This is a genomic window from Streptomyces nojiriensis (assembly GCF_017639205.1).
GTDB classification, from domain to species: Bacteria; Actinomycetota; Actinomycetes; order Streptomycetales; family Streptomycetaceae; genus Streptomyces; species Streptomyces nojiriensis.
Map to the genome: position 1 here is coordinate 1,547,270 of NZ_CP071139.1, position 24,235 is coordinate 1,571,504.

General features: G+C 72.9%; 25 protein-coding genes. 13 read left to right on the top strand and 12 right to left on the bottom strand.

The annotated features are described in order from the left end of the window. Positions 1-19 precede the first annotated feature (19 nt). From JYK04_RS07455 to JYK04_RS07470, 4 genes are all read right to left on the bottom strand, one after another. Positions 20-1,114 (bottom strand): threonine aldolase family protein, encoded by a 1,095-nt coding sequence (locus tag JYK04_RS07455; protein ID WP_373297371.1) that lies wholly within the window; start codon positions 1,112-1,114, stop codon positions 20-22. Beyond that, positions 1,093-1,854, bottom strand: a complete 762-nt coding sequence (locus tag JYK04_RS07460; RefSeq protein ID WP_189734157.1) for an SDR family NAD(P)-dependent oxidoreductase — start codon at positions 1,852-1,854, stop codon at positions 1,093-1,095. The genes JYK04_RS07455 and JYK04_RS07460 overlap by 22 nt, the downstream gene beginning before the upstream one ends. Before the next feature lie 26 nt (positions 1,855-1,880). Beyond that, positions 1,881-3,287, bottom strand: a complete 1,407-nt coding sequence (locus JYK04_RS07465; protein ID WP_189734159.1) for a DUF6421 family protein — start codon at positions 3,285-3,287, stop codon at positions 1,881-1,883. 235 nt (positions 3,288-3,522) lie between these two features. Beyond that, complete coding sequence (locus JYK04_RS07470) at positions 3,523-4,644, bottom strand: LLM class flavin-dependent oxidoreductase (protein ID WP_189734161.1); 1,122 nt, start codon at positions 4,642-4,644, stop codon at positions 3,523-3,525. Between the two features lie 49 nt (positions 4,645-4,693). On the opposite strand from JYK04_RS07470, the gene JYK04_RS07475 reads away from it, so the two are divergent. The 3 genes from JYK04_RS07475 (at position 4,694) to JYK04_RS07485 (ending at position 6,794) form a co-directional block, all read left to right on the top strand. After that, complete coding sequence (locus JYK04_RS07475; protein ID WP_189734163.1) at positions 4,694-5,320, top strand: PadR family transcriptional regulator; 627 nt, start codon at positions 4,694-4,696, stop codon at positions 5,318-5,320. A 190-nt stretch (positions 5,321-5,510) separates the two neighbouring features. Further along, a complete protein-coding gene (locus tag JYK04_RS07480; protein ID WP_189734165.1) occupies positions 5,511-6,203 on the top strand; it encodes a glycerophosphodiester phosphodiesterase in 693 nt (230 codons plus the stop codon). 408 nt (positions 6,204-6,611) lie between these two features. Continuing rightward, the gene (locus JYK04_RS07485) at positions 6,612-6,794 is read left to right on the top strand and encodes a hypothetical protein (protein WP_189734167.1); all 183 of its coding nucleotides are present in this window, start codon (positions 6,612-6,614) and stop codon (positions 6,792-6,794) included. Between the two features lie 133 nt (positions 6,795-6,927). Here JYK04_RS07485 and JYK04_RS07490 read toward each other — a convergent pair whose 3' ends face one another. Then, positions 6,928-7,467: a GNAT family N-acetyltransferase gene (locus tag JYK04_RS07490; protein ID WP_189734169.1), complete on the bottom strand. Its 540-nt coding sequence runs from the start codon at positions 7,465-7,467 to the stop codon at positions 6,928-6,930. 130 nt (positions 7,468-7,597) lie between these two features. Between JYK04_RS07490 and JYK04_RS07495 the strand changes: the two genes are divergently transcribed. From JYK04_RS07495 to JYK04_RS07510, 4 genes are all read left to right on the top strand, one after another. Beyond that, positions 7,598-8,149 (top strand): DUF5134 domain-containing protein, encoded by a 552-nt coding sequence (locus tag JYK04_RS07495; protein ID WP_189734171.1) that lies wholly within the window; start codon positions 7,598-7,600, stop codon positions 8,147-8,149. Positions 8,150-8,230: 81 nt separating this feature from the next. Next, positions 8,231-9,169, top strand: coding sequence for a M56 family metallopeptidase (locus tag JYK04_RS07500; RefSeq protein ID WP_189734173.1), 939 nt, complete (start codon positions 8,231-8,233; stop codon positions 9,167-9,169). A gap of 58 nt (positions 9,170-9,227) precedes the next feature. After that, on the top strand, positions 9,228-9,881 hold the full coding sequence (locus tag JYK04_RS07505) for a phosphatase PAP2 family protein (RefSeq protein ID WP_189734174.1): 654 nt from the start codon (positions 9,228-9,230) through the stop codon (positions 9,879-9,881). A gap of 102 nt (positions 9,882-9,983) precedes the next feature. Next, entirely contained in the window at positions 9,984-10,622 is a 639-nt protein-coding gene (locus tag JYK04_RS07510) for a TetR/AcrR family transcriptional regulator (RefSeq protein ID WP_189734176.1), read from the top strand. Positions 10,623-10,642: 20 nt separating this feature from the next. Here the strand turns inward: JYK04_RS07510 and JYK04_RS07515 are convergent, their stop codons facing one another. Then, positions 10,643-12,127 carry an LVIVD repeat-containing protein gene (locus JYK04_RS07515; protein ID WP_189734178.1) on the bottom strand — a complete coding sequence of 495 codons (1,485 nt, stop codon included), beginning with the start codon at positions 12,125-12,127 and terminating at the stop codon, positions 10,643-10,645. Positions 12,128-12,203: 76 nt separating this feature from the next. Here JYK04_RS07515 and JYK04_RS07520 point away from each other — a divergent pair, with 76 nt between their 5' ends. From JYK04_RS07520 to JYK04_RS07530, 3 genes are all read left to right on the top strand, one after another. After that, positions 12,204-12,920, top strand: coding sequence for a DUF305 domain-containing protein (locus tag JYK04_RS07520; protein ID WP_373297372.1), 717 nt, complete (start codon positions 12,204-12,206; stop codon positions 12,918-12,920). Between the two features lie 52 nt (positions 12,921-12,972). Continuing rightward, the gene (locus JYK04_RS07525) at positions 12,973-14,337 is read left to right on the top strand and encodes an FAD-dependent oxidoreductase (protein WP_189734181.1); all 1,365 of its coding nucleotides are present in this window, start codon (positions 12,973-12,975) and stop codon (positions 14,335-14,337) included. Positions 14,338-14,476: 139 nt separating this feature from the next. Then, positions 14,477-15,046 carry a prealbumin-like fold domain-containing protein gene (locus tag JYK04_RS07530; protein ID WP_208809267.1) on the top strand — a complete coding sequence of 190 codons (570 nt, stop codon included), beginning with the start codon at positions 14,477-14,479 and terminating at the stop codon, positions 15,044-15,046. Here JYK04_RS07530 and JYK04_RS07535 read toward each other — a convergent pair. The 3 genes from JYK04_RS07535 to JYK04_RS07545 all read right to left on the bottom strand — a co-directional run bounded on the left by JYK04_RS07535 (position 15,036) and on the right by JYK04_RS07545 (position 17,997). After that, a complete protein-coding gene (locus tag JYK04_RS07535) occupies positions 15,036-15,383 on the bottom strand; it encodes an ArsR/SmtB family transcription factor (RefSeq protein WP_189734185.1) in 348 nt (115 codons plus the stop codon). The genes JYK04_RS07530 and JYK04_RS07535 overlap by 11 nt on opposite strands. 114 nt (positions 15,384-15,497) lie before the next feature. Further along, the gene (locus JYK04_RS07540) at positions 15,498-16,598 is read right to left on the bottom strand and encodes an NADH:flavin oxidoreductase/NADH oxidase (RefSeq protein WP_189734187.1); all 1,101 of its coding nucleotides are present in this window, start codon (positions 16,596-16,598) and stop codon (positions 15,498-15,500) included. 76 nt (positions 16,599-16,674) lie between these two features. Then, positions 16,675-17,997 (bottom strand): wax ester/triacylglycerol synthase family O-acyltransferase, encoded by a 1,323-nt coding sequence (locus tag JYK04_RS07545; protein WP_189734189.1) that lies wholly within the window; start codon positions 17,995-17,997, stop codon positions 16,675-16,677. 224 nt (positions 17,998-18,221) lie between these two features. Between JYK04_RS07545 and JYK04_RS07550 the strand changes: the two genes are divergently transcribed. The 3 genes from JYK04_RS07550 to JYK04_RS07560 all read left to right on the top strand — a co-directional run bounded on the left by JYK04_RS07550 (position 18,222) and on the right by JYK04_RS07560 (position 21,022). Further along, entirely contained in the window at positions 18,222-19,313 is a 1,092-nt protein-coding gene (locus tag JYK04_RS07550) for a WD40/YVTN/BNR-like repeat-containing protein (RefSeq protein WP_189734191.1), read from the top strand. An 11-nt stretch (positions 19,314-19,324) separates the two neighbouring features. Next, entirely contained in the window at positions 19,325-20,011 is a 687-nt protein-coding gene (locus JYK04_RS07555; protein WP_030012774.1) for a uracil-DNA glycosylase, read from the top strand. A 96-nt stretch (positions 20,012-20,107) separates the two neighbouring features. Beyond that, entirely contained in the window at positions 20,108-21,022 is a 915-nt protein-coding gene (locus JYK04_RS07560) for a sirohydrochlorin chelatase (protein ID WP_189734194.1), read from the top strand. An 86-nt stretch (positions 21,023-21,108) separates the two neighbouring features. Here the strand turns inward: JYK04_RS07560 and JYK04_RS07565 are convergent, their stop codons facing one another. From JYK04_RS07565 to JYK04_RS07575, 3 genes are all read right to left on the bottom strand, one after another. After that, positions 21,109-22,173, bottom strand: a complete 1,065-nt coding sequence (locus JYK04_RS07565; protein WP_189734196.1) for a lactonase family protein — start codon at positions 22,171-22,173, stop codon at positions 21,109-21,111. A gap of 54 nt (positions 22,174-22,227) precedes the next feature. Then, on the bottom strand, positions 22,228-23,364 hold the full coding sequence (locus JYK04_RS07570) for a nitric oxide synthase oxygenase (protein WP_189734199.1): 1,137 nt from the start codon (positions 23,362-23,364) through the stop codon (positions 22,228-22,230). Between the two features lie 212 nt (positions 23,365-23,576). Then, on the bottom strand, positions 23,577-24,170 hold the full coding sequence (locus JYK04_RS07575; RefSeq protein ID WP_202186045.1) for a GNAT family N-acetyltransferase: 594 nt from the start codon (positions 24,168-24,170) through the stop codon (positions 23,577-23,579). Positions 24,171-24,235 lie beyond the last annotated feature (65 nt).

Consider the following 24,235-nt stretch of genomic DNA (forward strand, 5'->3'; position numbering starts at 1 on the left):
GATTTCCGGAATGCGTCGACTAGCGCGCCAGCTCTTCCTTCAGTGCCTGGAGGAAGGCGTCCACGTCCTCTTCCTGGGTGTCGAAACCGCACATCCAGCGGACGTCGCCCGCGACCTCGTCCCAGAAGTAGAAGCGGAAACGCTTCTGCAGTCGCCGCGAGACCTCGTGGGGCAGCCGCGCGAACACCGCGTTCGCCTGCACCGGGTAGAGGATCTCCACGCCGTCCGTCTCGCGCACGCCGGCGGCGAGCCGCTGCGCCATCGCGTTGGCCTGCCGGGCGTTGCGCAGCCACAGGTCCTTGGCGAGCAGGGCCTCCAGCTGCACCGACACGAAGCGCATCTTGGACGCGAGCTGCATCGACATCTTGCGGATGTGCTTCATCTGCCGGACCGCGTCCGGGTTCAGCACCACCACGGCCTCGCCGAACATCATGCCGTTCTTGGTACCGCCGTACGACAGCACGTCCACGCCGACCGCGTTGGTGAAGGCGCGCATCGGCACGTCGAGGGAGGCTGCGGCGTTGGCTATCCGGGCACCGTCGAGGTGGACCTTCATACCGAGCCCGTGGGCGTGCTCGCAGATCGCCCGGATCTCGTCCGGGGTGTAGACCGTGCCCAGCTCGGTGTTCTGGGTGATCGACACGACCTGCGGCATCGCCCGGTGCTCGTCCTCGAAGCCCCAGGCCTCCTGGTCGATCAGCTCGGGGGTGAGCTTGCCGTCCGGGGTCGGTACGGCGAGCAGCTTGAGGCCCGCCATCCGCTCCGGCGCGCCGCCCTCGTCCACGTTGATGTGGGCGCTCTTGGCGCAGATCACGGCACCCCAGCGGTCCGTCATCGCCTGGAGGGCGGTGACGTTCGCGCCGGTGCCGTTGAAGACCGGGAAGGCCTCCGCGTACGGCCCGAAGTGGCTGCGTATGACCTTCTGCAGGTGCTCGGTGTAGTCGTCCTCGCCGTAGGCGACCTGGTGGCCGCCGTTGGCGAGCGCGACGGCGGCCAGGACCTCCGGATGCACTCCCGCGTAGTTGTCGCTCGCGAACCCGCGCACCGCCGGGTCGTGGTGGCGCCGGGCGTCGGTCTTCCCTGCCTCGGTTCTCACGGTTGCGGAGTGAGCCACAGACGCTGTCCGTTCACATCGATGGCGGGCCGCTCCCAGACGCCGGCGATGGCCTCGGCCAGCTCCGTCACGTCGGTGAAGCCCGCGAACTTCGCATTGGGACGCTCGGCGCGCATCGCCTCGTGCACCAGTGCCTTGATGACCAGGATCGCAGCTGCCGCGCCGGGGCCCTCGTCACCCCCCGCCTTGCGGAAGGAGTCCGCCATGGCCAGGGTCCATGCCTCGGCCGCCGCCTTGCCCGCGTTGTACGCGGCGTTGTTGGCGACCGGCTTGTGCGCCCCGGACTGGCTGATCAGCACGTAGCGCCCGCGGTCGCTGCGCAGCAGCCCGTCGTGGAAGGCCAGCGAGGTGTGCTGGACCGTGCGGACGAGGAGCTTCTCCAGGAAGGTCCAGTCCGCGAGGTCCGTATCGGTGAAGGTCTTGCTGCCGCGCCAGCCGCCGACGAGGTGCACCAGGCCGTCGACCCTGCCGAACTCCTTCTCGGTCTGCTCGGCCCAGGCCTTGGTGGCGTCCAGGTCGAGCAGGTCCACGGTGTCACCGGTGATGGTGGCGCCGCCGTGGGCGTAGCGCGCCGCGTCCACGGCCTCCGCGAGCCGCGCCGGATCGGCGTCGGACGCGATGACCACCGCACCCGCCTCGGCGAGGCGGAGCAGGGTGGCGCGGCCGGCGGGCCCGCCGGCCCCGGCCACCGCCACCACCGCTCCGTGCAGCTTTCCGTTGCCGTTCCCGGAGCCGTTCATCTCTGCAGCCTCCTGTGGGCGAGTGCTCACGCGGCGACTCGCTCGGCCTGCTCCGCGTTCAGGGCGGTGATGCCCTTCGTCGCTGCGATGGTGCCCTTGAGCTTCTTGGCGAGCGCCTCAAAGAACATGCTGAGCGGAAACTCGTCCGGAAGCACGTCGTCCACGAGCTTGCGCGGCGGCTGCGTCAGGTCCAGGGCGTCGGCGCCCTTGGCCCACTTGGAACCCGGGTGCGGGGCGAGGTAGGTGGAGACCAGCTCGTACGCCTTGAACCAGTGCACCAGCTTCGGGCGGTCGATGCCGGCCCGGTACAGGTCCTCGATCTCGGCGCACAGCTGGTTGGTGACCTGCGGGGCGCGCATCCAGTCGATCTTCAGCTTGTTGTCCGTCCAGCGCACGACGTCGTGCTTGTGGAGGTAGGCGAAGAGCAGCTGACCACCGAGGCCGTCGTAGTTGCGGTTGCGGTCGCCGGAGACCGGGAAGCGGAACATCCGGTCGAAGAGGACGGCGTACTGCACGTCACGGCCGTGCTCGTTGCCCTCGGACTCCAGCTTCACGGCCTCCTTGAAGGCGGTGAGGTCGCAGCGCAGCTCCTCCAGGCCGTACATCCAGAACGGCTGGCGCTGCTTGATCATGAAGGGGTCGAACGGCAGGTCGCCGTGGCTGTGGGTGCGGTCGTGGACCATGTCCCACAGGACGAAGGCCTTCTCGCAGCGCTCCTGGTCCTCGACCATGCGGGCGATGTCCTCGGGCAGGTCGATGCCCAGGATGTCGACGGCGGCCTCGGTCACCTTGCGGTAGCGGGCGGCCTCGCGGTCGCAGAAGATGCCGCCCCAGGTGAAGCGCTCGGGGGCCTCGCGCACGGCGATGGTCTCCGGGAAGAGCACCGCGGAGTGGGTGTCGTAGCCCGGGGTGAAGTCCTCGAAGGTGATGCCGAGGAAGAGCGGGTTGTCGTACCGGGTGCGCTCCAGCTCGGCGAGCCACTCGGGCCACACCATCTTGAGCACGACGGCTTCCAGGTTGCGGTCCAGGTTGCCGTTCTGGGTGTACATGGGGAAGACGACGAGGTGCTGGAGCCCGTCGGCGCGCTCGGCGGCCGGGTGGAAGGCCAGCAGGGAGTCGAGGAAGTCCGGCACCTTGAAGTCGTCCGCGGCCCACTTGCGCAGGTCGGCGACGAGGGCCCGGTGGTACGCGGCCCCGTGCGGGAGCAGCGGCGACAGCGTCTCCACCGCCGCGATGACGCGGTCCACCGCGGCCAGGACGGTGGCACGCCCGTGCGCGCCCTCGACCTCGAAGTCGATGGAGCCGTCCTTGGCCTGCCAGGGCCGGATCTCCTCCACGGCGGCCTTGAGCTCGGGCCACGCGGGGTGGTCGACCACCCGCGCTCCGGCGGTTATCACGGCGCCGCCGGTACCGGGCACAAGAGTTTCCGTCATGTCACTTCCTCCACAGGAGAACCTCACGTATGGGCAGAGTATGCGCGCGAGGCTCTCCCCCTCAAGAGGGAACTCGGGAAATTATCCTGCCTCACCCCCCATTTCACCGGAAGTCTTCCCGTTCGTTAGCGCGGAACCGACCACTCCGCCCAATTGCGCCAAGGATTCCTCGGCCTGAAGCCGCCCATCGGCCGCACCGGAGCGGGCGGGGCCCGGCGGGCGGCAGAGGCGCACATCACACACCCCGGAAGTGCGGAATGACCCTTTCGCCCCATTGCCTCAGCGTCTCCAGGCAGGCCTCCTGCTCCACGGTGCCCATCTGGATCAGGCACATGATCTCGTCGGCGCCCGCCTCCCTCAGGCGCTCCACGTACGCGATGGCGTCGTCGGCGGTCCCGTAGGCGTGGTCTGCGTTGAAGGTGGCCGCCCCGGCCGGCCGGACCGGGATGTCCAGCTCGTGCAGCCGGGCCACCACCTGCTCGGCGGCCCTGCGCATCTCCGCGGCCTCGTCGGCGCCCGCCACCACGGCCTCGTCCGGGACACCGGCCCCGCCGTACCAGTGGCCGATGGACTGGGCGAAGAACCGCTGCCCGCGCGTGCCGATCCGGCGGGCCTCCTCCCGGTCGTCGAGCACGATGGTCGGGCACAGTACGGAGAAGTGGTCGTTGACCACGGTGGACACGAAGCGGCCCCCGTCCCGCCCGGCGATCGCCGCGTCGTAGACGGACCGCATCCGCGCGATGGACTCGGGGCCGGCGAAACCCATCACCAGCGCCCCGATCCCCAGCTCGGCGGCCTGGACCAGGGTCTCGCCCCGGCTGCAGGCCAGGAACAGCGGCGGGTGCGGGGTCTGGCGCGGCCTCGGCAGGATCGGGTGCGGGTCGATGTCGATCAGCTCGCCGCGGTACTCCAGCTCCTCCTCCTGCCAGGCGCTGCCGATGATCCGCAGGGCTTCCTCGACCTCGGCCGCGGTGCGGTCCCGGTCCACGCCGCACAGGGAGGTCTCCTGCTCGGTGCCGCCGCGCCCGGCCCCGAGGTCCAGGCGCCCTCCCGAGAGCAGGTCGAGCATGGCGGCCCGCTCCGCGACCCGCACCGGATGGTTGAAGTTGAAGGGCATGCACACGACGCCGTGGCCGATGCGTATGGTGCTGGTCTTGGCGGCGACCCAGCTGAGGAAGATCTCTGGGGCGCTCATGTGCGCGTACCACTTCAGCGAGTGGTGCTCGACCGCCCAGATCCGGTCGAATCCCATACGTTCGGCCAGCACGGCCTGCTCGACGCAGTCGCGGATGACCTGGTGCTCCCGCTCCACCGTCGGGTCGGCGAGCTGGGCCTCGAAGATGACGGAGAATTTCACGGTGCCTCCAGGGTTGGATCGCGTACCCGGTCTCACTTCGATTCGAAATATGACTAGTAGTCAGGAGTCGAAGAAGCAAGAGCTGCCGCCGACCGCGTGGGCCGTTCTGGGTCTGCTCTCCTTCCCCGGCGAGCGGACCGGCTACGAACTGAAGAAGTGGGCGGACTCCTCCCTGCGCTTCTTCTACTGGTCACCTGCGATCAGCCAGATCTACGCGGAGCTGCGCCGTCTGGAGGAACTGGGCTACGCGGCCTCCGTGCGCTCGGGACCCGAGGAGGCGCGGGCCAAGCGGCGCTACGCCATCACGGGGGCGGGACGCGAGGCGCTGGCCGGCTGGGCCGCCGACACCGGCGAGGCCGGGCCCCCCGTGCTCAAGCACGGCCTGCTGCTGCGGATCTGGCTGGGCCACCTGGCCGAGCCGGAGCGGCTGCGGGCGATGGTCGGCGAGCACCTGGAGCGCACCCGGGGCGAGCTGGCCGCCGTACGGGAGGCCATGGAGCACGCGAGCGGCGTACCGGAATGGACCTTCCCGACCCTCGCGCTGCGCTGGAGCGAGCGGCAGCACCTGGCCGAACTGGAGCTCGCCGAGGCCCTGCTCACCGACCTGGACGGGCTTGCCGGGGCCCCTGCGCACCCGGGCCGTCAAGCGGACGGGGACGCGCCCACGCCCGGGTGACACGACAGGCGCGGCACCGGTCCCGGTGGGGCGCACAACCCTGGCGGGAAGCGGCCGGGGCGCTCCTCCGGGGCCCTGCACGCCCGGTCCCTTCGCACCCGCGGCGCACTAGCATGCGACCTCATCACGCGCGGCCGGTCGGGACACCGAAGCCGTGCGGGGAGCCGCCGTCGACGGAAGCGAGAGAACCTTGACTTTCCTCACCATCGGTCACCGCGGGGTCATGGGTGTCGAACCGGAGAACACCCTGCGGTCGTACCTCCGAGCGGAACGCTGCGGCATGGACGTCATCGCTCTGGACCTGCGCCTGAGCAAGGACGGAGCCCTCGTCGCCGTGCACGACCCCGAGGTGGACCGGACGACCGACGGCTCGGGGGCCGTCGCCGATCTGACCCTGGCCGAACTGCGCGAGCTGGACGCCGGTCAGGGCGAGCACGTGCCGGTCCTGGAGGAGGTCCTGGACGCGGTCCGGGTGCCGCTCCAGGCCTTCGTCGCCGACGTGGCCACCGCCGCGGTGCTCGCGGGACTGATCCTGCGCCACGATCTGACCTCCCGGGTGGAGGTGGCCTCCACCGGGGAGGCGGTGCTCGCCGAGACGGCCCGGCTGGTGCCGGGCGTACGCACCGTCCTGCACGCGGCCTCCCCCGTCGGCGAGGCCGGGTCCGTCGTGGACCGGGCACTGGCCGTGGGCGCCGCCACGATCGCCGTGGACATCCACCGGCTCAGCCTGGAGACCGTGGACTCGGCGCACGCCGCGGGTCTGCGCGTGACGGGCCGGGCGGTCGACACCCTGGACCTGTTGCGGCTCGCGCGGGCGCTCGGACTGGACGGCGCGGCCACGGACTTCCCGGAGATCCGCAGCACCGGCCGGTTCACGGCCTAGGCCGTGTCCGCAAAGTCCCGCCTGCCCCGCGACGCCTGGCACCGCACCTCGCCGCGTTGTCCGGCCGCCCGAGTACGTCCAGTACACGGGCGGCCCTCCGCCTTGCGATGCACGGCACCAGACGCCGTGGGGCCCGCCCTCCGGGCGGCCGGCGCTACTTTGCGGACACGGCCTAGGAGTTGTCCCTCCGATCTTGAAATCGAGCCTTCCTGCCCTCTTCGACTATGATCGCCGCGATGAGCGGAGAGGGCATGAAGGACGTTTTCGATCTGACGGGAACACCACCGCAGGGCTGGATGCACGCCCTCTTCTTCATCGGGCCGTACGCCGATGACGTCGGCCGGTGTGTGCCCGGCCCGCCTGCACCGGCGGCCATTGCGGTCCCGCTTCCGGAGGGGGGGCGAGTTCGTGTACCGGTTGGTGACGGTCGGCTCGTGGTCCGCGCCGGACGACCCGATCGCCCTTTACGACGACACCGGCCCAGTGCCCCCGCCGCCCCTGTCAGAGCTGGAGAAGTCCTGGCTCGGTCGCCGTGCCGAGCGGCAGGCCGAGCTTGCCGAGGTGGCCCGCCCGCAGCCGGACGACCGGTGACGCACCTGAGCGAGCTTCACCCGCTGCGCGCTTCAGAGCCCGCCACCCGCACCGGCTGATGCACCGCTAACGGCGGGGCGGAGCCCGGGGACGCCCCGGAGCGGTCCCGTCCCGGTGTTCACCTCTCGATCGCTCAGAGCGACTTGACCAGCAGCTCGAAGGAGAGGTCGTCGCGGAGCGGGACGCCGAAGCGCTCGTCACCGTAGGGGAAGGGGCTCATCTCGCCGGTGCGCCGGTAGCCGCGGCGCACGTAGTAGGCGATGAGCTCCTCCCGTACGTGCACCACCGTCATCCGCATCTCCTTGGCGCCCCACGTCTCGCGGGCGCGGCGCTCGGCCTCGGCCAGGATCTCCTTGCCGAGGCCCGCGCCCTGGAGGCCGGGGCGGACGGCGAACATCCCGAAGTAGACGTGGTCGTCCCGGTGTTCCAGCTGGCAGCAGGCGACGAGCTCGCCCGCGCGCTCGACGACGAGCAGGACCCCGTCCGGGGCGGCGATGACGGCGCGGACCCCGTCCGGGTCGGTGCGCTGCCCGTCCAGGTAGTCGGCCTCGGTGGTCCAGCCGGCCCGGCTCGCGTCCCCGCGGTAGGCGGACTCGACGAGTTCCACCAGTTCCGGCACGTCCGTCTCGACGGCGCTTCGGAAACTCAGGGCGGCGTGCTGGGCGGTCGACATCGGGCGCTCCGTTCAGTGCGGCGGCATATGACATGCCTGGAAGGCAGGGAGAGCGTATCCCGGAGCCGCGTGAGGGTGCTGTGAGAGGGGCATCTCTCCCCGTGACGCCGACGAACCGGGAGGTTCCGCCGTGCACGGTTCCGCCGCTTCCCTCGCCACCTCCGTCTCCTCCTGGCTGCTCGTGCTGCTGTGCGCGGTGAGCGGCGCGTACTGCCTGCGGCGGGCACGGGGGTCGGGCGGCGGCGCCGCGGAGGCGGTGATGGGATTCGGGATGGCCCTGATGGCCGTGCCCCTCGGCGGGCACGGTGACGGGTGGCGGGCCCCCGTACTGGGGGTGGTCTTCTGCGGCGCGGCCCTGCATTCCCTGTGGCTGCTGCGGGGCGGACCGCACCACGCGCACCACCTGGTGGGCTCGTTGACGATGGTCTACATGGTCCTGATGGCCGGACCCGGGTCGGAGCACGGGCAGGGACACTCCCAGGCGGCCGGGCCGCCCCTGCTGACGGGCGCGCTGCTCCTCTACTACGCCGGGTACGTAATGCTCGGCGGAACCCGGCTGATCACCGCGGGCGACGCCGTCTCCCCGCGGTCGGCCGCCGGCCCGGGTGGTCCCGCCGTACTCGTCCGCGCCTGCCGACTCGCCATGGGAATGGGGATGTTGGCCATGCTGCTGACGATGTGACGGCGCCGGCGGACGTGTCCTGCGTCACCAATGGCCCGCGGACGTACCCGCAGGTAGTCCCTCGCTCATAGGCTGGCGGCCATGATGGTCCCCGCCGTTCTCCTGTTGCTCGGCGCCCTGACCGCGGTGCTCGCCCCCCGTCTGCTGGCCCGGGCCCGATGGCCCGAGCGTGAGCCGGTCGTCGCCCTGTGGGTGTGGCAGTGCGTGGTCGGTGCCGTGCTCCTGTGCTTCGGGCTGTCGATGCTGCTGAGCTCGGCGGCCGCCTGGCAGGAGGTCCGGGGCCGGCTGTTCGCCTCCGCCCCGCACGGGGTGGCCGACGCCTACGCCCTGGGGGCGGCCGGCGGGACCTGGGCCGCCGTCACCGCGCTCGCGCTGGCGGGCGGCGGGCTGTGGACCGGGGCGATGCTGACCGGCGAGGTGCTGCGCGCGCGGGCCCGACGACGTGCGCAGGGCAGCGAACTGCTGGTACGGGCCCCGCTGCTGCCCGGGGAGGACCCGGCGGGCGCACGGCTCGTCGTCCTGGAGGCTCCCCGGCCGGACGCCTGGTGGCTCCCGGGAGCCGCCCCGCAGCTGGTGATCACGACGGCGGCGCTGGCCCGGCTGAAGGGCAGCCAGCTGGACGCGGTGCTGGCGCACGAGCAGGGGCACGCGGCGGCCCGGCACGACTGGCTGCTGCACTGTTCGCGGGCGCTGGCCCGGGGCTTCCCGCAGGTTCCGGTCTTCGCGGCGTTCGAGGCGGAGATGCACCGGCTGGTGGAGATGGCCGCCGACGATGTGGCCTCGCGGCGGTACGGGCGGCTGACGATCGCGCTGGCCCTGGTAGGACTCAACGAGGACCGGGGGGTGTTCGCGGCCTCCTCGCCCGAGCACGCGCACGTTCCGCAGCGGGTGCGCAGGCTGCTGTCGGCGGCGCCCCGGCTCTCCCCCGGCCGCCGGCTGCGGCTGACGGCGCTGGCCACGCTGGTCCCGGCGATACCCCTGCTGGTGGCCTTCGTACCGGGGCTGAGCGCCCTGGCGTAGGCCGTCCGCCCGGCGCTGCCGGGCGCCGGGCCGCAGGCGGCGGTGCGAGGATCCCGTTATGCGGAACGATCACTTGCGGTGGACGGGCATCGGCTGCGCCCTGCTCGGAGCGGTCCTGACGGCGCTGGTGGTCGCGCAGTGGCGGCCGCTGCTCGCCTACGACGAGCGGGTCGCACAGGATCTCCACGCCCACGCCGTCACCCACCCCGGGGTCACGCACCTGATGCGGGTGCTCAGCGACCGGGTGTGGGACCCCTGGACCATGCGGGCGCTGGCCGCGGTCGCCTGCGTGCTGTTGTGGTGGCGGGGCGACCGGGGGCGGGCCCTGCGCGTGGCCCTGGTGACGCTGGTGGCATCGGCGCTGCAGCAGGGGCTGAAGGCGCTGGTGGGGCGGGAGCGTCCGGTGTGGCCGGATCCGGTGGACTCGGCGCAGTACGCGTCCTACCCGTCCGGCCACGCCATGACGGCGACGGTGGTGTGCGGACTGCTCCTGTGGCTGCTCCCCCGCCCGGGCCGGGTGCCGGTCCCCTGGCGGGTGGCCGCCTGGGCGGTGGCCGTCGTCTCGGTGCTCGGGGTCGGCTTCACCCGCGTGTACCTCGGGGTGCACTGGCCGTCGGACGTGCTGGCGGGCTGGCTCCTGGGCGTGGCCCTGGTGGCTCTCGCGACGTCCGTGCCCGTCCGCGAACGCGGCGGCGACCCGGTGGAACGGTGAGGGTACGGCGTGCCTGCCCTGGATGATCCCCCGTGTCACCCAGAGCAGGCGACCCCGTGCGCTGAGTATATTGGCCAGGAGCCAGTCAACGCAGGAGTAAGCATGTCCCCGCGCAGCGCATCGGTCAATGAAGAATTGCGCAGGCGTTCCCGGGAGCGCCTGCTGCAGTCCACGGTCGAACTCGTGGCCGAGCGCGGCTACGAGGCCACGACGCTCGGCGACATCGCCGACCGGGCGGGCGCGGCACGCGGCCTGGTCTCGTACTACTTCCCGGGCAAAAGGCAGTTGCTGCAGTCCGCGGTGCACCGGCTGATGCACCTCACCCTGTACGCCGCGCTGGAGCGGGAGCCCCACAGCGAGTGCGGGCGCGAGCGGCTCGCGCGTGCCGTCGACGCGGTCCTGGGGCTCGCCCGGGACGAACCCCTGCTGATGCGCACGCACATGGCGGGCATCCTCACGGCCGAGGGTTTCGTGCAGTGCCCCGAGCAGCAACGGCTGGCGGAGCTGCTGCGGGACACCGTCGTCCGGTACGGGTCGGCGGACCCGGACGCGGACTACCCGCTGCTGCGGGCCCAGCTGATGGGCGCGGTCGTGGCGATCCTGCTGCCCGGCGCCCCGATGCCGGCACAGCGGCTGCGGGCGGAGCTGTTCCAGCGCTACGGGCTGGACTGGGAGCTCGGCGTTCCGCCGGACGGCGGGCCGCCCGGCGGAACGCTTCCCTCACATCCGTCGCACCCGTAGCACCCTTCGTACCCCTGAGGTCAGTGGTACTCGGGCTGGGTCTGCACGTTGAGCCGGTCCATCCGCACCCACCTGGCGCTCTCGGTGCGCCAGTCGTCGAGCCGCAGCACGTCGAGGCCCTTGACGATGTCGTTCGAGTAGATGTGCCCGTTGTAGTAGTACGCCGACCAGGACCCGCCGAGTCCGAGCTGGTCCGTCGTCAGCGGTCCGCGCTCGAAGTAGGCGATCTCCCTGGGCCGGTCGGAGTCGGTGAACTCCCATACGGAGACGCCGCCCTGGTACCAGGCCTGCACCATGATGTCGCGGCCGCCGCCGACCGGGACCAGCGAGCCGTTGTGGGCCACGCAGTTCTCGGTGTCGGCCTGGTGGCGCGGGATCTTGAAGTAGCCGCGGAAGGCGAGTTTGCGCTGGTCCCCGCGGCCGGTGATGTCGTAGATCCCGTCGGCGCCGCGGTTCGGACCGGTGGCCTCGTTGCAGGTGGCGCCGCCACCGCCGCCGAGTTCGTCGGTGAACACCACCTTGTTCGCACGCTCGTTGAAGGTGGCCGAGTGCCAGAACGCGAAGTTCACGTTGTCCTGGACCCGGTCGATGACCCGCGGCTGCTCGGGCTTGCTGATGTCGAAGAGGATGCCGTCACCCATGCAGGCGCCGGCGGCCAGGTTCTTCGACGGCAGCACGGTGATGTCGTGGCAGCCGGTGGTCTTGGAGACGCCGGGGTTGGTGGGCGCGCCCGGGTTGCCGCCGTCGGGGAAGAGGATCGGGAAGGCGACGACCGCGGCCTGCGTCGGCGCCTTCTTCGGGACCTTCACGACCGAGATGCCGTCGTGCGGCGGCTTGCAGTCGGGGAAGGCCTCGTTCGGGGAGTAGGAGGCGACGTAGAGGTAGATGTCGCGGTCGCCCGGCACCAGGGTGTGGGTGTGTGAACCGCAGGCGGTCTCGACGGACTTGACGTACTTGGGGTTCTTCTTGTCCTTGATGTCGAAGATCTTGATGCCCTCCCACGAGGACTTCTCCGTGGCGGGCTGCGAGACGCTGTTGCAGGAGTCGTCGCTGCGCGAGGAGTCGGTGGAGAGGAAGAGCAGGTCGCCGTGGACAGAGACGTCGTTCTGGCCGCCGGGGCAGAGCACCTGGGTGACGGTCTTCGGGGCCTTCGGGTTCGCGATGTCGTAGATGGTGAAGCCGCTGTAGCTGCCCGCGTAGGCGTACCTGCCCTGGAAGGCCAGGTCGGTGTTGATCCCCGCGGGGTCGCTGCTGGGGATGTTGGCGAGGGGCTTGACGTTGGCGCTGTGCACGATCTCGTCCTGGCCGGGGATGTCGCCCGGGGCGAGCTCCCGGCCCTCGTCGAGGCCGGCGCCGTGCCGGTGCGCACTGCCGGGTGCTAAGTCGCCCGGGTCGGGGGTGGCGGCCGCCGGTCCGGCCGCCAGGAGCGTGGCGAGGAGCCCGGCCGCGGCGACGGCCACCCCCACCCTCCGGTTCCGTACCCGCCTGTTGTGTAGCGAGGTCACTGTGCCCTCCCTTGAGAGCCCGATCGGTTCCGCCCGCAGGGGAGCGGAACCAGGACCCCGGAAGTATCTTCCCTTCATGGACATGGCAAAAGACCTCAGGGGTCGCCGCCGGGCCTTACCGGCGCCGCCCGTCCGCTTCGCCGCGGTGGCGGCGGCGGCAGCCGCAGGCCTCCTGCTGACGCTCTCCGGCTGCCAGGGGGACGGCGGATCGGACCGGGCGGAGGACGGCCGGGCCGCGATCGTCGCCCCGGGCAGGCCCGGCGAGAAGGCCCGCCACCTCACCCCCGAGGAGGCCGCGAGGGCGAAACCCGACGACAGTCCGAACGCCGCCGACCACACCTACGTCTCACACATGATCGAACATCACCGGCAGGCGCTGACGATGAGCGCGCTGGCACCGGAGCGGGCCTCGGCGGACGGGGTCAAACGGCTGGCGGAGCGGATCACGGCGGCCCAGGCACCCGAAATCGGCGCGATGGAGAAGTGGTTGGCCCGCCACCCCGCCACGGCGGCGCCCGCGGCACCGGTCACGCCCGGGGCGCCGGCGGTGGGCCACGACCACGGCGCGATGCCGGGCATGGCCACCGGGCAGCAGCTGGCGGAGCTGACCGCGGCCAGGGGGCCCGACTTCGACCGGCTGTTCCTGAAACTGATGACCGCCCACCACGAGGGCGCCGTGAAGATGGCCGGCGAGGCGCTGGCGGGCGGGAACAACGTGGCGGTGGAGGAGATGGCCACCGAGGTGGTGGCCACGCAGAGCGCCGAGATCCACCGGATGCGCGCGATGGGCTGACTCCGCGGGGGGCCGGTGTCATGCTGGGACCACCTGCGGGAGGAGCTCCGCCGTGCTTCGTGTCGCCGTCGTCGGTTCGGGCCCCAGCGGGGTCTACGCGGCCCAGACGCTGGTGCAGCAGCGCGAGGTGCCCGGGGTGCGGGTGGACGTGCTGGACCGGCTCCCCGCCCCCTACGGGCTCGTCCGGTACGGGGTCGCCCCGGACCACGAGAAGATCAAGTCGCTCCAGGGCAGCCTGCGCACCGTGCTGGAGGACGAGCGGATCCGCTTCCTCGGCAACGTCGAGGTCGGCGGGACGCCGCTGCCCACGGGCCGGCTGCTGGAGCTGTACCACGCGGTGGTGTACTGCGTGGGCGCGGCCCGTGACCGGATGCTGGGGATCCCCGGCGAGGAGCTGACCGGGGTGCACTCCGCCACGGCCTTCGTGTCCTGGTACAGCGGGCACCCGGACGCCGCCGCCGAGGCCTTCGGCCTGCCCGGCGTGGATGCGGCGGTGGTGGTCGGGGCCGGCAACGTCGCCGTGGACGTGACGCGGATCCTGGCCCGGGGCCGGGCCGAACTGGAGCCCACGGACATGCCGCAGCCGGCGCTCGGCGCGCTGGCGGAGAGCGGGGTGCGCGGGGTGGCGATGGTGGCCCGGCGCGGTCCCTCGCAGGGCCGGTTCACCACCAAGGAGCTGCGTGAACTGGGCACGCTGCCGGGTGTGGACGCCTGGGCGGACCCGGCCGAACTGGCCCTCGACCCCGTGTACGACGACCCGGCGGCGGCCGCCGCCCTGCCGGCGGTGGCCCGGCGGAACCTGGAGGTGCTGCGCGGCTGGGCCGGGGAGGCCCCGGGCGGGGGGCCGCGCCGGATCGCGCTGCGGTTCTACCTGCGGCCGGTGGAGATCCTGGGCGGGCCGGACGGCCGGGTCACCGGGATGCGCTTCGAGCGCACCGCCCCGGACGGCCGGGGCGGGGTGACCGGGACCGGCGTGCACGAGGACATCGAGGCGCAGTTGGTGCTGCGCTCGGTGGGGTACAAGGGCGTTCCGCTCGCCGGGCTGCCCTTCGACGCCGCGAGGGGCACGGTCCCGCACGCGGCGGGCCGGGTGCTGCGCGCGGGCCGGGCCTCGGTCGGCGAGTACGTGGCGGGCTGGATCAAGCGCGGCCCGACCGGGGTGATCGGCACCAACCGGCCCTGCGCCAAGGAGACCGTGTCCTCCCTGCTCCAGGACGCGGGGGCACTGGCCCGGCGCGACCTCCCCGGGGACCCGCTGGACGCCCTGCGGACGGCGGGCCTGCGCCCGGTGGAGTGGCCGGGCTGGCTGGCCATCGAGGCGGCCGAGGCCGATCTGGGCCGCTCCCTGGGCCGTCGCTCGGTGAAGATCCCCGACTGGACCGGCCTGCTGGCCGCGGCGGGCTCGGACCGGGCGTAGGCCGTCTCCCGCGGAAGTGCTTCCGGGTGGTCATCCGGCCGGAATGCCCTCGTGCGGGGAGTGTCGCCGGGCCGGCCCGCCCGCGCGGGCCGATCATGTGGCGGGAGCGAAGCCCGGAGCAGCATGCGGAGGGAGTGTCATGACACCGAACGGTTTCCGCCGGTCGTGGAACGGGTGGCGGCCCTGGGTCCTGGCAGTGGCGACGACGGCGCTGCTGGTCCCGGCACCCTCGTACGCCGCGGCGGCGGCCCGGGCGGGCGCCGCCGTCCGGTGCCCGGACCACACCGCGGCCGACGGCCCCGGCGGCCAGGGGTGGTGCCCCCCGCCCCGCTGCGACGCGGGACCTCCCGGCTGCGAGGGCCCCGGTGCGCCTCTCGGCGACGTCACGGTGATCAAGGAGGACGAGACGACCGGCACCCCCCTGGCCGGCGCCGTCTTCCAGCTCTGGGAGGAGACCAACGGCATCCCGGGACTCCAGCCCACCGGCAGCGACCCGGACACCTCCATCGGCGGCAGCTGCACCACCGCGGCCGACGGCACGTGCACCCGCACGCTGCCGACCGGCGCCTACTACTGGCAGGAGACCCAGGCCCCGCCCGGCTACGACCTGCCCCTCAACCCGGTGTTCGGCCCACTGGTACTGACGGAGGAGAACATCGCGGAAGGCGTGACGACGACCGCCGAGAACACACCCACGGTCAGGCCGTGAGCCGGGCCGCCTCCGCCGCGGCTGCCGCGAGGACGCTGTCGAGGAGGCCGGGGAAGAGCGCCTCCAGTTCCTCCCGGCGCAGGGCGTTGAGCTTGGTGGTGCCGCGGTAGGCCTGGCGTACGACGCCGCTCTCGCGCAGGACGCGGAAGTGGTGGGTGGTCGTGGACTTGGTGACCGGCAGGTCGAAGGACGAGCAGGCCAGGTCCTCGGCGGAGGCGGCCAGGTCCAGGACGATGGACAGCCGGACCGGGTCCGAGAGCGCGTGCAGCACGCCTTCCAGGCGGATCTCGTCCGCCTCGGGGTGGGCGAGGGTGCGGGAGGTGTCCCGTTCCGTCATGTCCCTGCTCCACTCACTCGATCGGTCCGTTCCGGATGCCGCGCGCCCCCATCGTACGAGAACCGGTGGTACGGCTCCGGGCCCGGCGGCGCGGGAGCCGGAGCCGTACCCGCGTCACCAGGAGCGGTGGTACTGCTCGGGCGTACGGATCTCCCCGCCCAGCTCCTGGGCCGCGCGGCGGGCCCAGTACGGGTCGCGGAGCAGTTCCCGGCCCAGCAGGACGGCGTCGGCCTCCCCGTTGGCGAGGATCTTCTCGGCCTGCTCCGGTTCCGTGATCAGGCCGACGGCGGCCACCGGGAGGGCGGTCCCGGCCTTGACCCGGGCCGCGAAGGGGACCTGGTAGCCGGGGCCGACGGGGATCTGCGCGTGCGGTGCGAGGCCGCCGGTGGAGACGTCGAGCAGGTCCACTCCGTGCTCCCGCAGCAGGTCCGCCAGCAGGACCGTCTCGTCGGCGGTCCAGCCGTCCTCCTCCAGCCAGTCGGTGGCGGAGATCCGGAAGAACAGCGGGAGCTCCTCGGGCCACACCGCCCGTACGGCGTCCACGACTTCGAGGGCGAAGCGGGTGCGGTTCGCGAAGGAGCCGCCGTACTCGTCGGTGCGCCTGTTGCTGTACGGGGAGAGGAACTCGCCGATGAGGTAGCCGTGGGCGCCGTGGATCTCGACGACCTCGTAGCCCGCGGCCAGCGAGCGTTCGGCGGCGGCCGCGAACTGGCCGGTGATCTCACGGATCTCCTCGACCGTCAGCTCGTGGGGTACCTGATAACCCTCGGAGAACGGCACGGAGCTCGGGGCGACCGGCTGCCAGCCGTGCTCCTCGGGCCCGACCGGCCGTCCGCCCTTCCAGGTGCGGTCGGTGGAGGCCTTGCGGCCGGCGTGCGCGATCTGGATGCCGGGGACGGCGCCCTGGGCCTTGACGAAGGAGGTGATCCGGCGGAGCGCCTCGACCTGGGTGTCGTTCCAGATGCCGAGGTCGTAGGGGGAGATCCGGCCTTCCGGGGAGACCGCGGTGGCCTCCTGGATGATCAGCCCGGTACCGCCGGTGGCGCGTGCGGCGTAGTGCGCGAAGTGCCAGTCGCCGGCCACGCCCGCGTTCGGGCCGAACGCCTCGGCGCTGTACTGGCACATCGGGGCCATCCACACCCGGTTCGGGATGGTGACGGAGCGGAGCGTGTAGGGCGCGAACAGGGCGGCGAAGGCGGCGGGTGCAGCACTCATCGGGCTCTCCAGATACGACCGGGCGTGCCGGGGATCAACTAAGTACGAGAGACACCGTACTACGAATTTCCTCGTACTACGAGACCTCTCGTACAAGCTCGTCGAGTTCCGCGCGAAGCGCCCCCGCCAGGGCCGCCAGATCCGGCACGGCCGCCGCGTCGGCGACCAGTCCGTAGTGGACCGTCCCCTTGTACGTGGAGACCGCGACGGCCAGCGACTGCCCCCGGGCGAGCGGGGCGAGCGGGTACACCTCGCGGACCGGACTGCCGCCGAGGGTGAAGGTGAAGCTCGGCAGCGGCACGCTGGTGACCAGGATGTCGAAGAGCAGCCGGGCGGCCTGGGCCACGAGCGGGCCGCCGAGCCGGTGGCCGAGCGGGTGGACGTGATCGGCGAGCAGGGCGACGGCCCCGGCGCCGCGGGCGGGTCCGGCGTCCTTGTTGCGGTCCATGGCGGCGCGCACGCTGCCCAGGCGGCGCAGCGGATCGGATTCGGCGAGCGGCAGCCGGAGCAGATACCCGGAGAGTCGGTTCCCGGCGCCGCCCGAACCTCCGGGCCCGCGGCGGCGGGACACCGGGATCAGCGCGCGCGGGCCCGCGCCCCAGGGCTCCGGATCGCCCCGCTCCGCCAGCCAGCGCCGCAGCGCGCCCGCGACCAGGGCGATCAGCACGTCGTTGACGGTGCCGCCGGCGCCCTTGCGGACGAGGTTGACCTCGTCCAGGTCGAGCGCGAGGCCGGCGACCGCACGGGCGCCCGAGCCGGTGGAGCCCGCGGTGAGGGCCGCCGGAACCCCGAGCGGCAGTCCGGCGCGGGCCACGGCGGCGCCGATCTCCAGGGCCTGCCCGACGTCCTGGACCCGCGCCGCCAGCACTCCGGGGAGCCGGCGCAGGACGGAGCCGGCGCGCTGCTCGGGGACGGGCCGCGCGGGCGGCCGCGGGGCCGTCGCCTCGTCGAACAGGGTGGCCGCGAGGGCCAGCGCACCCATGCCGTCGGCGAGGGCGTGGTGGAACTTGAAGAGCACGGCGAAGGAGTCCGGATCGGGTCCGGCCAGCACGTGCGCCTCCCACGGCGGCAGCGCCCGGTCCAGCGGCCGCGCCATCAGCGGTCCGGCGGCGGCGTGCGGGACGGCTTCGCCGGTACGCACGAGGAACACGTGCCGGGCCGGGTCGAAGCCGGGGTCCGGCGACCAGGCGGCCGCGCCGACCGGCAGCAGCACGTCGCGGATCCGGCGGCGCAGGCGCGGCACGGCCGCGCAGCGGGCGGTGAGCAGGTGGGCGGCCCGCTCCGCGCCGCCGGGCCCGGCGGCGCGGAACACGGCGAGGGCACCCAGGTGCATGGGGTGGTCGGCGGATTCGATCCGCCAGAAGGCGAGGTCGAGCGGGGACAGGTGCTCGGTGGCCACATACGTCCTCTCGCGTGCGGCGGCAGTGACCTGAAGTCAATCCATTACGGACACCTGCATGCAAGCAACAAACATTTCGGGGCGGTAAATGATCGGTATTGATCTGCTCATCAGCAGCCCCGCACCGTCCACCGGGTGACTGTCAGCGGGCAGGTGCAGACTGGCCGAAAAGATACCCCGCACGACGCGCCCGCCGAGGGCGACGAGGCCCGGAGGTGCCGGCCATGACCGATGCAGTACTGCTCGTGGGAACCCGCAAAGGACTCTTCATCGGCCGCCGCCGCGGCGGGGCGCCCTGGGAGTTCGACGGGCCCCATTTCAACGCCCAGGCCGTCTACGCGGTCGCCGTCGACCGGCGGGGTCCGGCGCCCCGGCTGCTGGTCGGCGGGGACAGCTCCCACTGGGGGCCGTCCGTCTTCAGCTCCGACGACCTCGGAGCGACCTGGCGGGAACCCGCCGCACCCGCCGTACGGTTCCCCCAGGACACCGGGGCCTCCCTGGAGCGGGTCTGGCAGCTGCACCCGGCCGGCCCCGAGGCCCCGGGCGTGGTGTACGCGGGGACGGAACCGGCCGCGCTGTTCCGCTCGACCGACCGGGGCGACTCCTTCGAGCTGGTCCGCCCGCTGTGGGAGCACCCGAGCCGCGGGAAGTGGGTACCGGGCGGCGGCGGCGAGGGCCTGCACACGGTGATCACCGACCCGCGCGACCCGGACGCCGTGACCGTCGCCGTCTCCACCGCCGGGGTGTTCCGGACCCGGGACGGCGGGGCCAGCTGGGCGCCGTCCAACGAGGGGGTCTCGGCGGTGTTCCTGCCGGACCCGCACCCCGAGTTCGGCCAGTGCGTGCACAAGATCGCCCAGGACGCCGCGGACACGGACCGGCTGTACCTGCAGAACCACTGGGGCGTCTACCGCAGCGACGACGCGGGCGGCCGGTGGACCGACATCGGCGGCGGGCTGCCCTCCGACTTCGGGTTCGCGGTGGCGGCCCATCCGCACCGGCCGGACACCGCCTACGTCTTCCCGCTCAACGCCGACTCCGACCGGGTCCCGGCCGAGCACCGGTGCCGGGTCTTCCGCACCCGGGACGCGGGCGCCACCTGGGAGCCGCTGGCGCGCGGGCTCCCGGCCGGGGACCACTACGGCACGGTGCTCCGGGACGCCCTGTGCACGGACGACGCGGACCCGGCGGGCATCTACTTCGGCAACCGCAACGGCGAGCTGTACGCCAGCCACGACGACGGCGACAGCTGGCAACTGCTCGCCGAGCACCTGCCCGACGTCCTGTGCGTGCGGGCGGCCACGTTCGGCCAGTAGAGTGATCCACCGTGGCAGCACGACCGTTGAACGAAATCGTAGAGCCGGGCTGGGCCCGGGCTCTGGAGCCGGTGGCGGGGCAGATCGCCGCCATGGGCGACTTCCTGCGCGCCGAGATCGCGGCGGGGAGGACGTACGTACCGGCCGGGGCCAATGTGCTGCGTGCCTTCCAACAGCCCTTCGACGAGGTCAAGGTGCTGATCGTGGGGCAGGATCCCTATCCCACGCCGGGACACGCGGTGGGCCTGTCCTTCTCGGTCGCCCCGGACGTGCGGCCGGTACCGCCGAGCCTCGACAACATCTTCCTGGAGATGCACCGGGACATCGGCACCGGCCGCCCGGCGAACGGCGACCTCACCCCGTGGACCCGGCAGGGCGTCCTGCTGCTCAACAGGTCGCTCACGACCGCGCCCCGGCGCTCCAACGCGCACCAGGGCAAGGGCTGGGAAGCCGTCACCGACCAGGCCATCCGGGCCCTGGCCGCGCGCGGCAAGCCGCTGGTCTCCATCCTCTGGGGACGGGCGGCCCGCAACCTGCGGCCGCTGCTCGGCGAACTGCCCGTCGTGGAGTCCTCGCACCCCTCCCCCAAGTCGGCCGACTACGGGTTCTTCGGCTCCCGTCCGTTCAGCCGGACGAACGAGCTGCTGGTGGGCCAGGGTTCACAGCCTGTGGACTGGCGCTTGCCGTCCGTCAGTTGAACGTATCTGATATTCACCGGATAAATACGGACAGATGCCCCACTGGAAGGCCCTGCCCGAACACCTTGTTCCGATAAGCCAGTAGCATGCGGCGCCATGAGCTCCCCCACTGGGCCCGCAAATGGCCTGCCCGTACGAATGCCGCGACCCCGCCAGACCGGACGGCACCGCCGGCCCGAGCCCGCGGTGGCGCCCGAGGGCGCGCCCGCGCTGGTGCTCGCCGTGCCCGGTGCCCCCTCGGCCCCCTCGCGAGGGCTCGCGGAAGAGATCATCAGCATCGGCCGCTCCGAGCTGCCGGGCCTCGACGCCCGGATCGGCTTCCTCGAAGGTGACGACGACACCGAGTTCCCGTCCCTGTCCGGCGTGCTGAGCGCCGTCGCGTCCGAGCGCATCGCGCGCGCGGAGTTCGCCCGCGCGGCCGGCCACGAGGTGCCCGCGCCGACCGGCCCGGACGCCGTGGTCGTGCCGCTGCTGGCCGGCCCCGACAGCGATCTGCTCCGCCGGATCCGCCAGGCGCTGATGGACTCCTCGGCCGCCGCCGAGCTGGCCGACGTGCTCGGCCCGCACCCGCTGCTCGCCGAGGGCCTGCACGTGCGGCTGTCCGAGGCCGGCCTGGCCCGCGCCGACCGCGCCCGGCTCTTCACCGTGACCACCGCCGCCGACGGCATCGTCCTGGCCACCACCGGTGGCGAGGAGGCCGTACAGGCCGCCGGGATCACGGGCATGCTGCTCGCCGCCCGGCTCGCCGTGCCCGTCAAGGCCGCCGCGCTCGACCAGGAGGGCTCGGTGGCCGCGGTCGCCGAGCAGCTGCGCCGCGAGGGCTCCACGCTGCTCGCGCTCGCCCCGTACCTGATCGGCCCGGAGGCCGCCGACGGACTCCTCGACACCGCCTGCAAGGAGGCCGACTGCGCCACCGCCGAGGTGCTCGGCGCCTACGGCGCGCTCGGCAAGCTGGCCGTCGCGCAGTACACCGCGGCTCTCGGGATCACCCAGGACGCCGCCGCACACTGACCCGCCCGTACGACGCGAAGGGCCCCCGACGGCCACGGTCACCCGTGGCCGTCGGGGGCCCTTTCCCATGGCCCCGCGCGCCCGCCTCAGCCGAGGACCACGCAGGTGGCCGCGGGCACGGGCAGCGAGCCGGCCCGGTGCGGCCGGCCGGTCAGCGGGTCCACGTCGAACCAGGTGACGTCCCCCGAGCGCTCGTTGGCCGCGTAGAGCCGCGTGCCCGAGGGGTCGACGGCGAGGTCGCGGGGCCACGCTCCGCCGCAGCCCACGGCACCGGTGAGCCGCGGCGTCCCGGGCCCGTCGGCGAGGGCGAGGGTGACGATCGTGTCGGCCCCGCGGACGGCCGCCCAGACGAACCTGCCGTCGGGCGAGGCGACGATCGCCGAGGGGTAGGCCCGCACGGCCCCTGAGGCCCCCGCGGAGGCCACCGGGACCTCGCCGACCGGTTCCAGTCGCCCGGAGGCCCCGTTCCAGCGGCAGACGGTCACCTGCGGCTCCAGCTCGTGCAGTACGTACGCCACCGCGCCCTCCGGATGGAAGGCGAGGTGGCGGGGGCCGGTCCCGGCGCGCAGCGCGGTCTCGGCGTGCGGCCGCAGCGCCCCGGTGGCCGGGTCCGGCGCGCAGACCCGTACCGAGTCGGTGCCGAGGTCCACGCTGAGCACCCAGCGGCCGGTCGGGTCGGGCAGCACCTGATGGGCGTGCGGGCCCTCCTGCCGGCCGCCGTCCGGGCCGGAGCCCCGGTGCGGCAGGACGTGGGCGGGCCCGCCCGGGCGGCCGTCGGCGGCCAGCGGGAGACTGCTGACGCTGCCGGAGGTGTAGTTGGCGGTGAACAGCCTGCGCCCGGCCACGCTGAGGTGGGTGGGCCCGGAACCCCCGACGCGGACGGCCGCACCGAGGGGGGCGAGGCCCGTCGCGGTGGGCCGGAAGGCGGCGACCGCACCGCGCTCGGTCTCGTTCACCGCGTAGAGCACGCCGGTGGCGCGGGAGAGCGCGAGGTACGAGGGGTCCTCGGCGGCGGTGACCGCGAGCGGGGTCAGCGCCCCGGTCTTCGGGTCCACGGCCGCGGTGGTGACGCCGCGGCCGCCCGCCGAGGTGAACGAGCCGATGTAGGCCCGCCGTTCACCGTTCCGGTCCCTATTGTCCGCGCCGCCCACGTCGAGCCCCTCTCACCGCTGCCGGATCCGTCCGAGCCGACGGTAACAGAAGGTCTAGACCAAATCTCGCCCTTGGGCCCGCTCCTGCGCGCCGCGGTGGTGGACGTAGGCCGTGCTGCTGCTGCGGTCCTCGTAGGTGCGGTGGAAGACCGGGGTGGCGGAGCCGGAGATCGGCGGCACGATCCAGGACCAGTCCGCGCCCACCTCGCGCCCCCTGCGCTCCTCCCGTTCCATGTGCGCCAGGAAGCGCCGGGACTCGGTGTGGTGGTCGGCGATCGTGACCCCGGCGCGGTCGAAGGAGTGCAGGACGGCCCGGTTCAGTTCGACGAGCGCGCGGTCCTTCCAGAGGGACCGGTCGCTGGAGGTGTCCAGGCCCAGGCGGCGGGCGACGGCGGGCAGCAGGTTGTACCGGTCGGTGTCGGCGAGGTTGCGCGCGCCGATCTCGGTGCCCATGTACCAGCCGTTGAACGGCGCGGCCGGGTAGTGGATTCCGCCGATCTCCAGGCACATGTTGGAGATGGCGGGTACGGCGTGCCAGCGCAGCCCCCAGTCCGCCCAGCCGTCGCCGTCGGGGTGGCCGATCGGCACTTCCAGGACGGCGTCCGCGGGGGTGTCGAACCAGCGGGGTTTGTCGTCGACGCCCTGGACCACCAGCGGCAGGAGGTCGAAGGGGGTGCCGGGGCCGCCGGGCCAGCCGAGCCGGAGGAGGGCCTCGGTGAGCGGGGCGTTGCGGGCGTCGCCGACGGTTATGGAGGGGTGGTCTCCGTAGCCCGCGTATCTGACCAGCTGCTCGCTCCAGATGAGCGGGCCGGGCCGCTCCGGGGCGTCCGGGGCGAAGACCGTGATCGTGGGCCTGACCCGGCCCCGGTTGGTCGCCTCGTGCAGGTGCTCGAAGCACTCGGCGGCGATGTCGTCGGCCTCGGTGAGCCCGCGGCGGTCGCGGACCCGCAGCGAGTTCCAGTAGAGCCGCCCTATGCAGCGGTTGCTGTTGCGCCAGGCCACCCGGGCCCCGTGGACCAGTTCCTCGGGGGTGTGCACATAGCTGCCGGTCTCGGCGAGTTCGGCTCTCACGGCGGCGAGCCGGGCGCGCGGATCCCCGGCGTCCGCGTTCTCCCGGTGGAAGAGTCGGATGAACTCCTCGGCCGCTTCCCACACCTGGGCGGTGGTGGAGCGCTGTTGAAGAATTTCCATTCCGGGCGGTTACCCCCTGTCCGACCAGATCCACCCTGTACGTGCCGGATGAATGTGCAGTAAACAATTACCCGTTGTACATGTCGCAGGTCAGCGTGGGGCGGTCGGCCGCGAGGGAGCACCCCTCCGGGTGATCCCTCACGGATCGGGCTGCGGCAGGGCGAGCGGGGGCGTACGATCCGGCGCGTTGCGGGAGTCGGCCGTGCGCCGCTTCAGCGGCAGGGGCGGCTCATGTAGAGCGCCTGCTCGCCGGCCGCCGGCGTGCCGCCGTACAGCGTGGTGTCGAGGCCGCAGAACGTGAACCCCATGCGCCGGTAGGCGTGCACCGCCGGGGCGTTGACCGAGCTGACCTCCAACCACAGGTGCTCCGCGCCCCGTTCGCGGGCGAACCGCTCGGCGCACTCCATCAGCGCCCGGCCGATGCCGCGGCCCCGGTGGCCCGGCGAGACCTCGATGTCCTCGATGGTCAGCCGCCGGTTCCAGGGGGCGTAGCCGACGGCGGCGAACCCGCAGACCAGGTCGCCGTCGAGGGCCACGAAGGTCCGCGCGTCGGCGTCCGAGTCCTTCCCGCCGCCGAAGACCTGCTCGTCGTGCTCCTCCGGCGGGAACACCTTGTGCACGGGCGGATCCACCGGGACCTCGCGGAGCAGGAAGCCGAAGCCGGCGCCGTCTCCCGAGCCGGGGTCGCTCACCTCGAAGACCGTGGTGGTGGTGAAGGAGCTGTCCAGGGCCTCGATGGCACCCGCGTCCTCGGGACGGGCGAGGCGGTAGACGATTCCGTCGGCTGAGCCGCGTGCGGTGGTCATGAGATCCACCGTACGCAAAAAATCCCCCGGCCGAATTCGCTGCCGAGGGAGAAGAGAGCGTATAT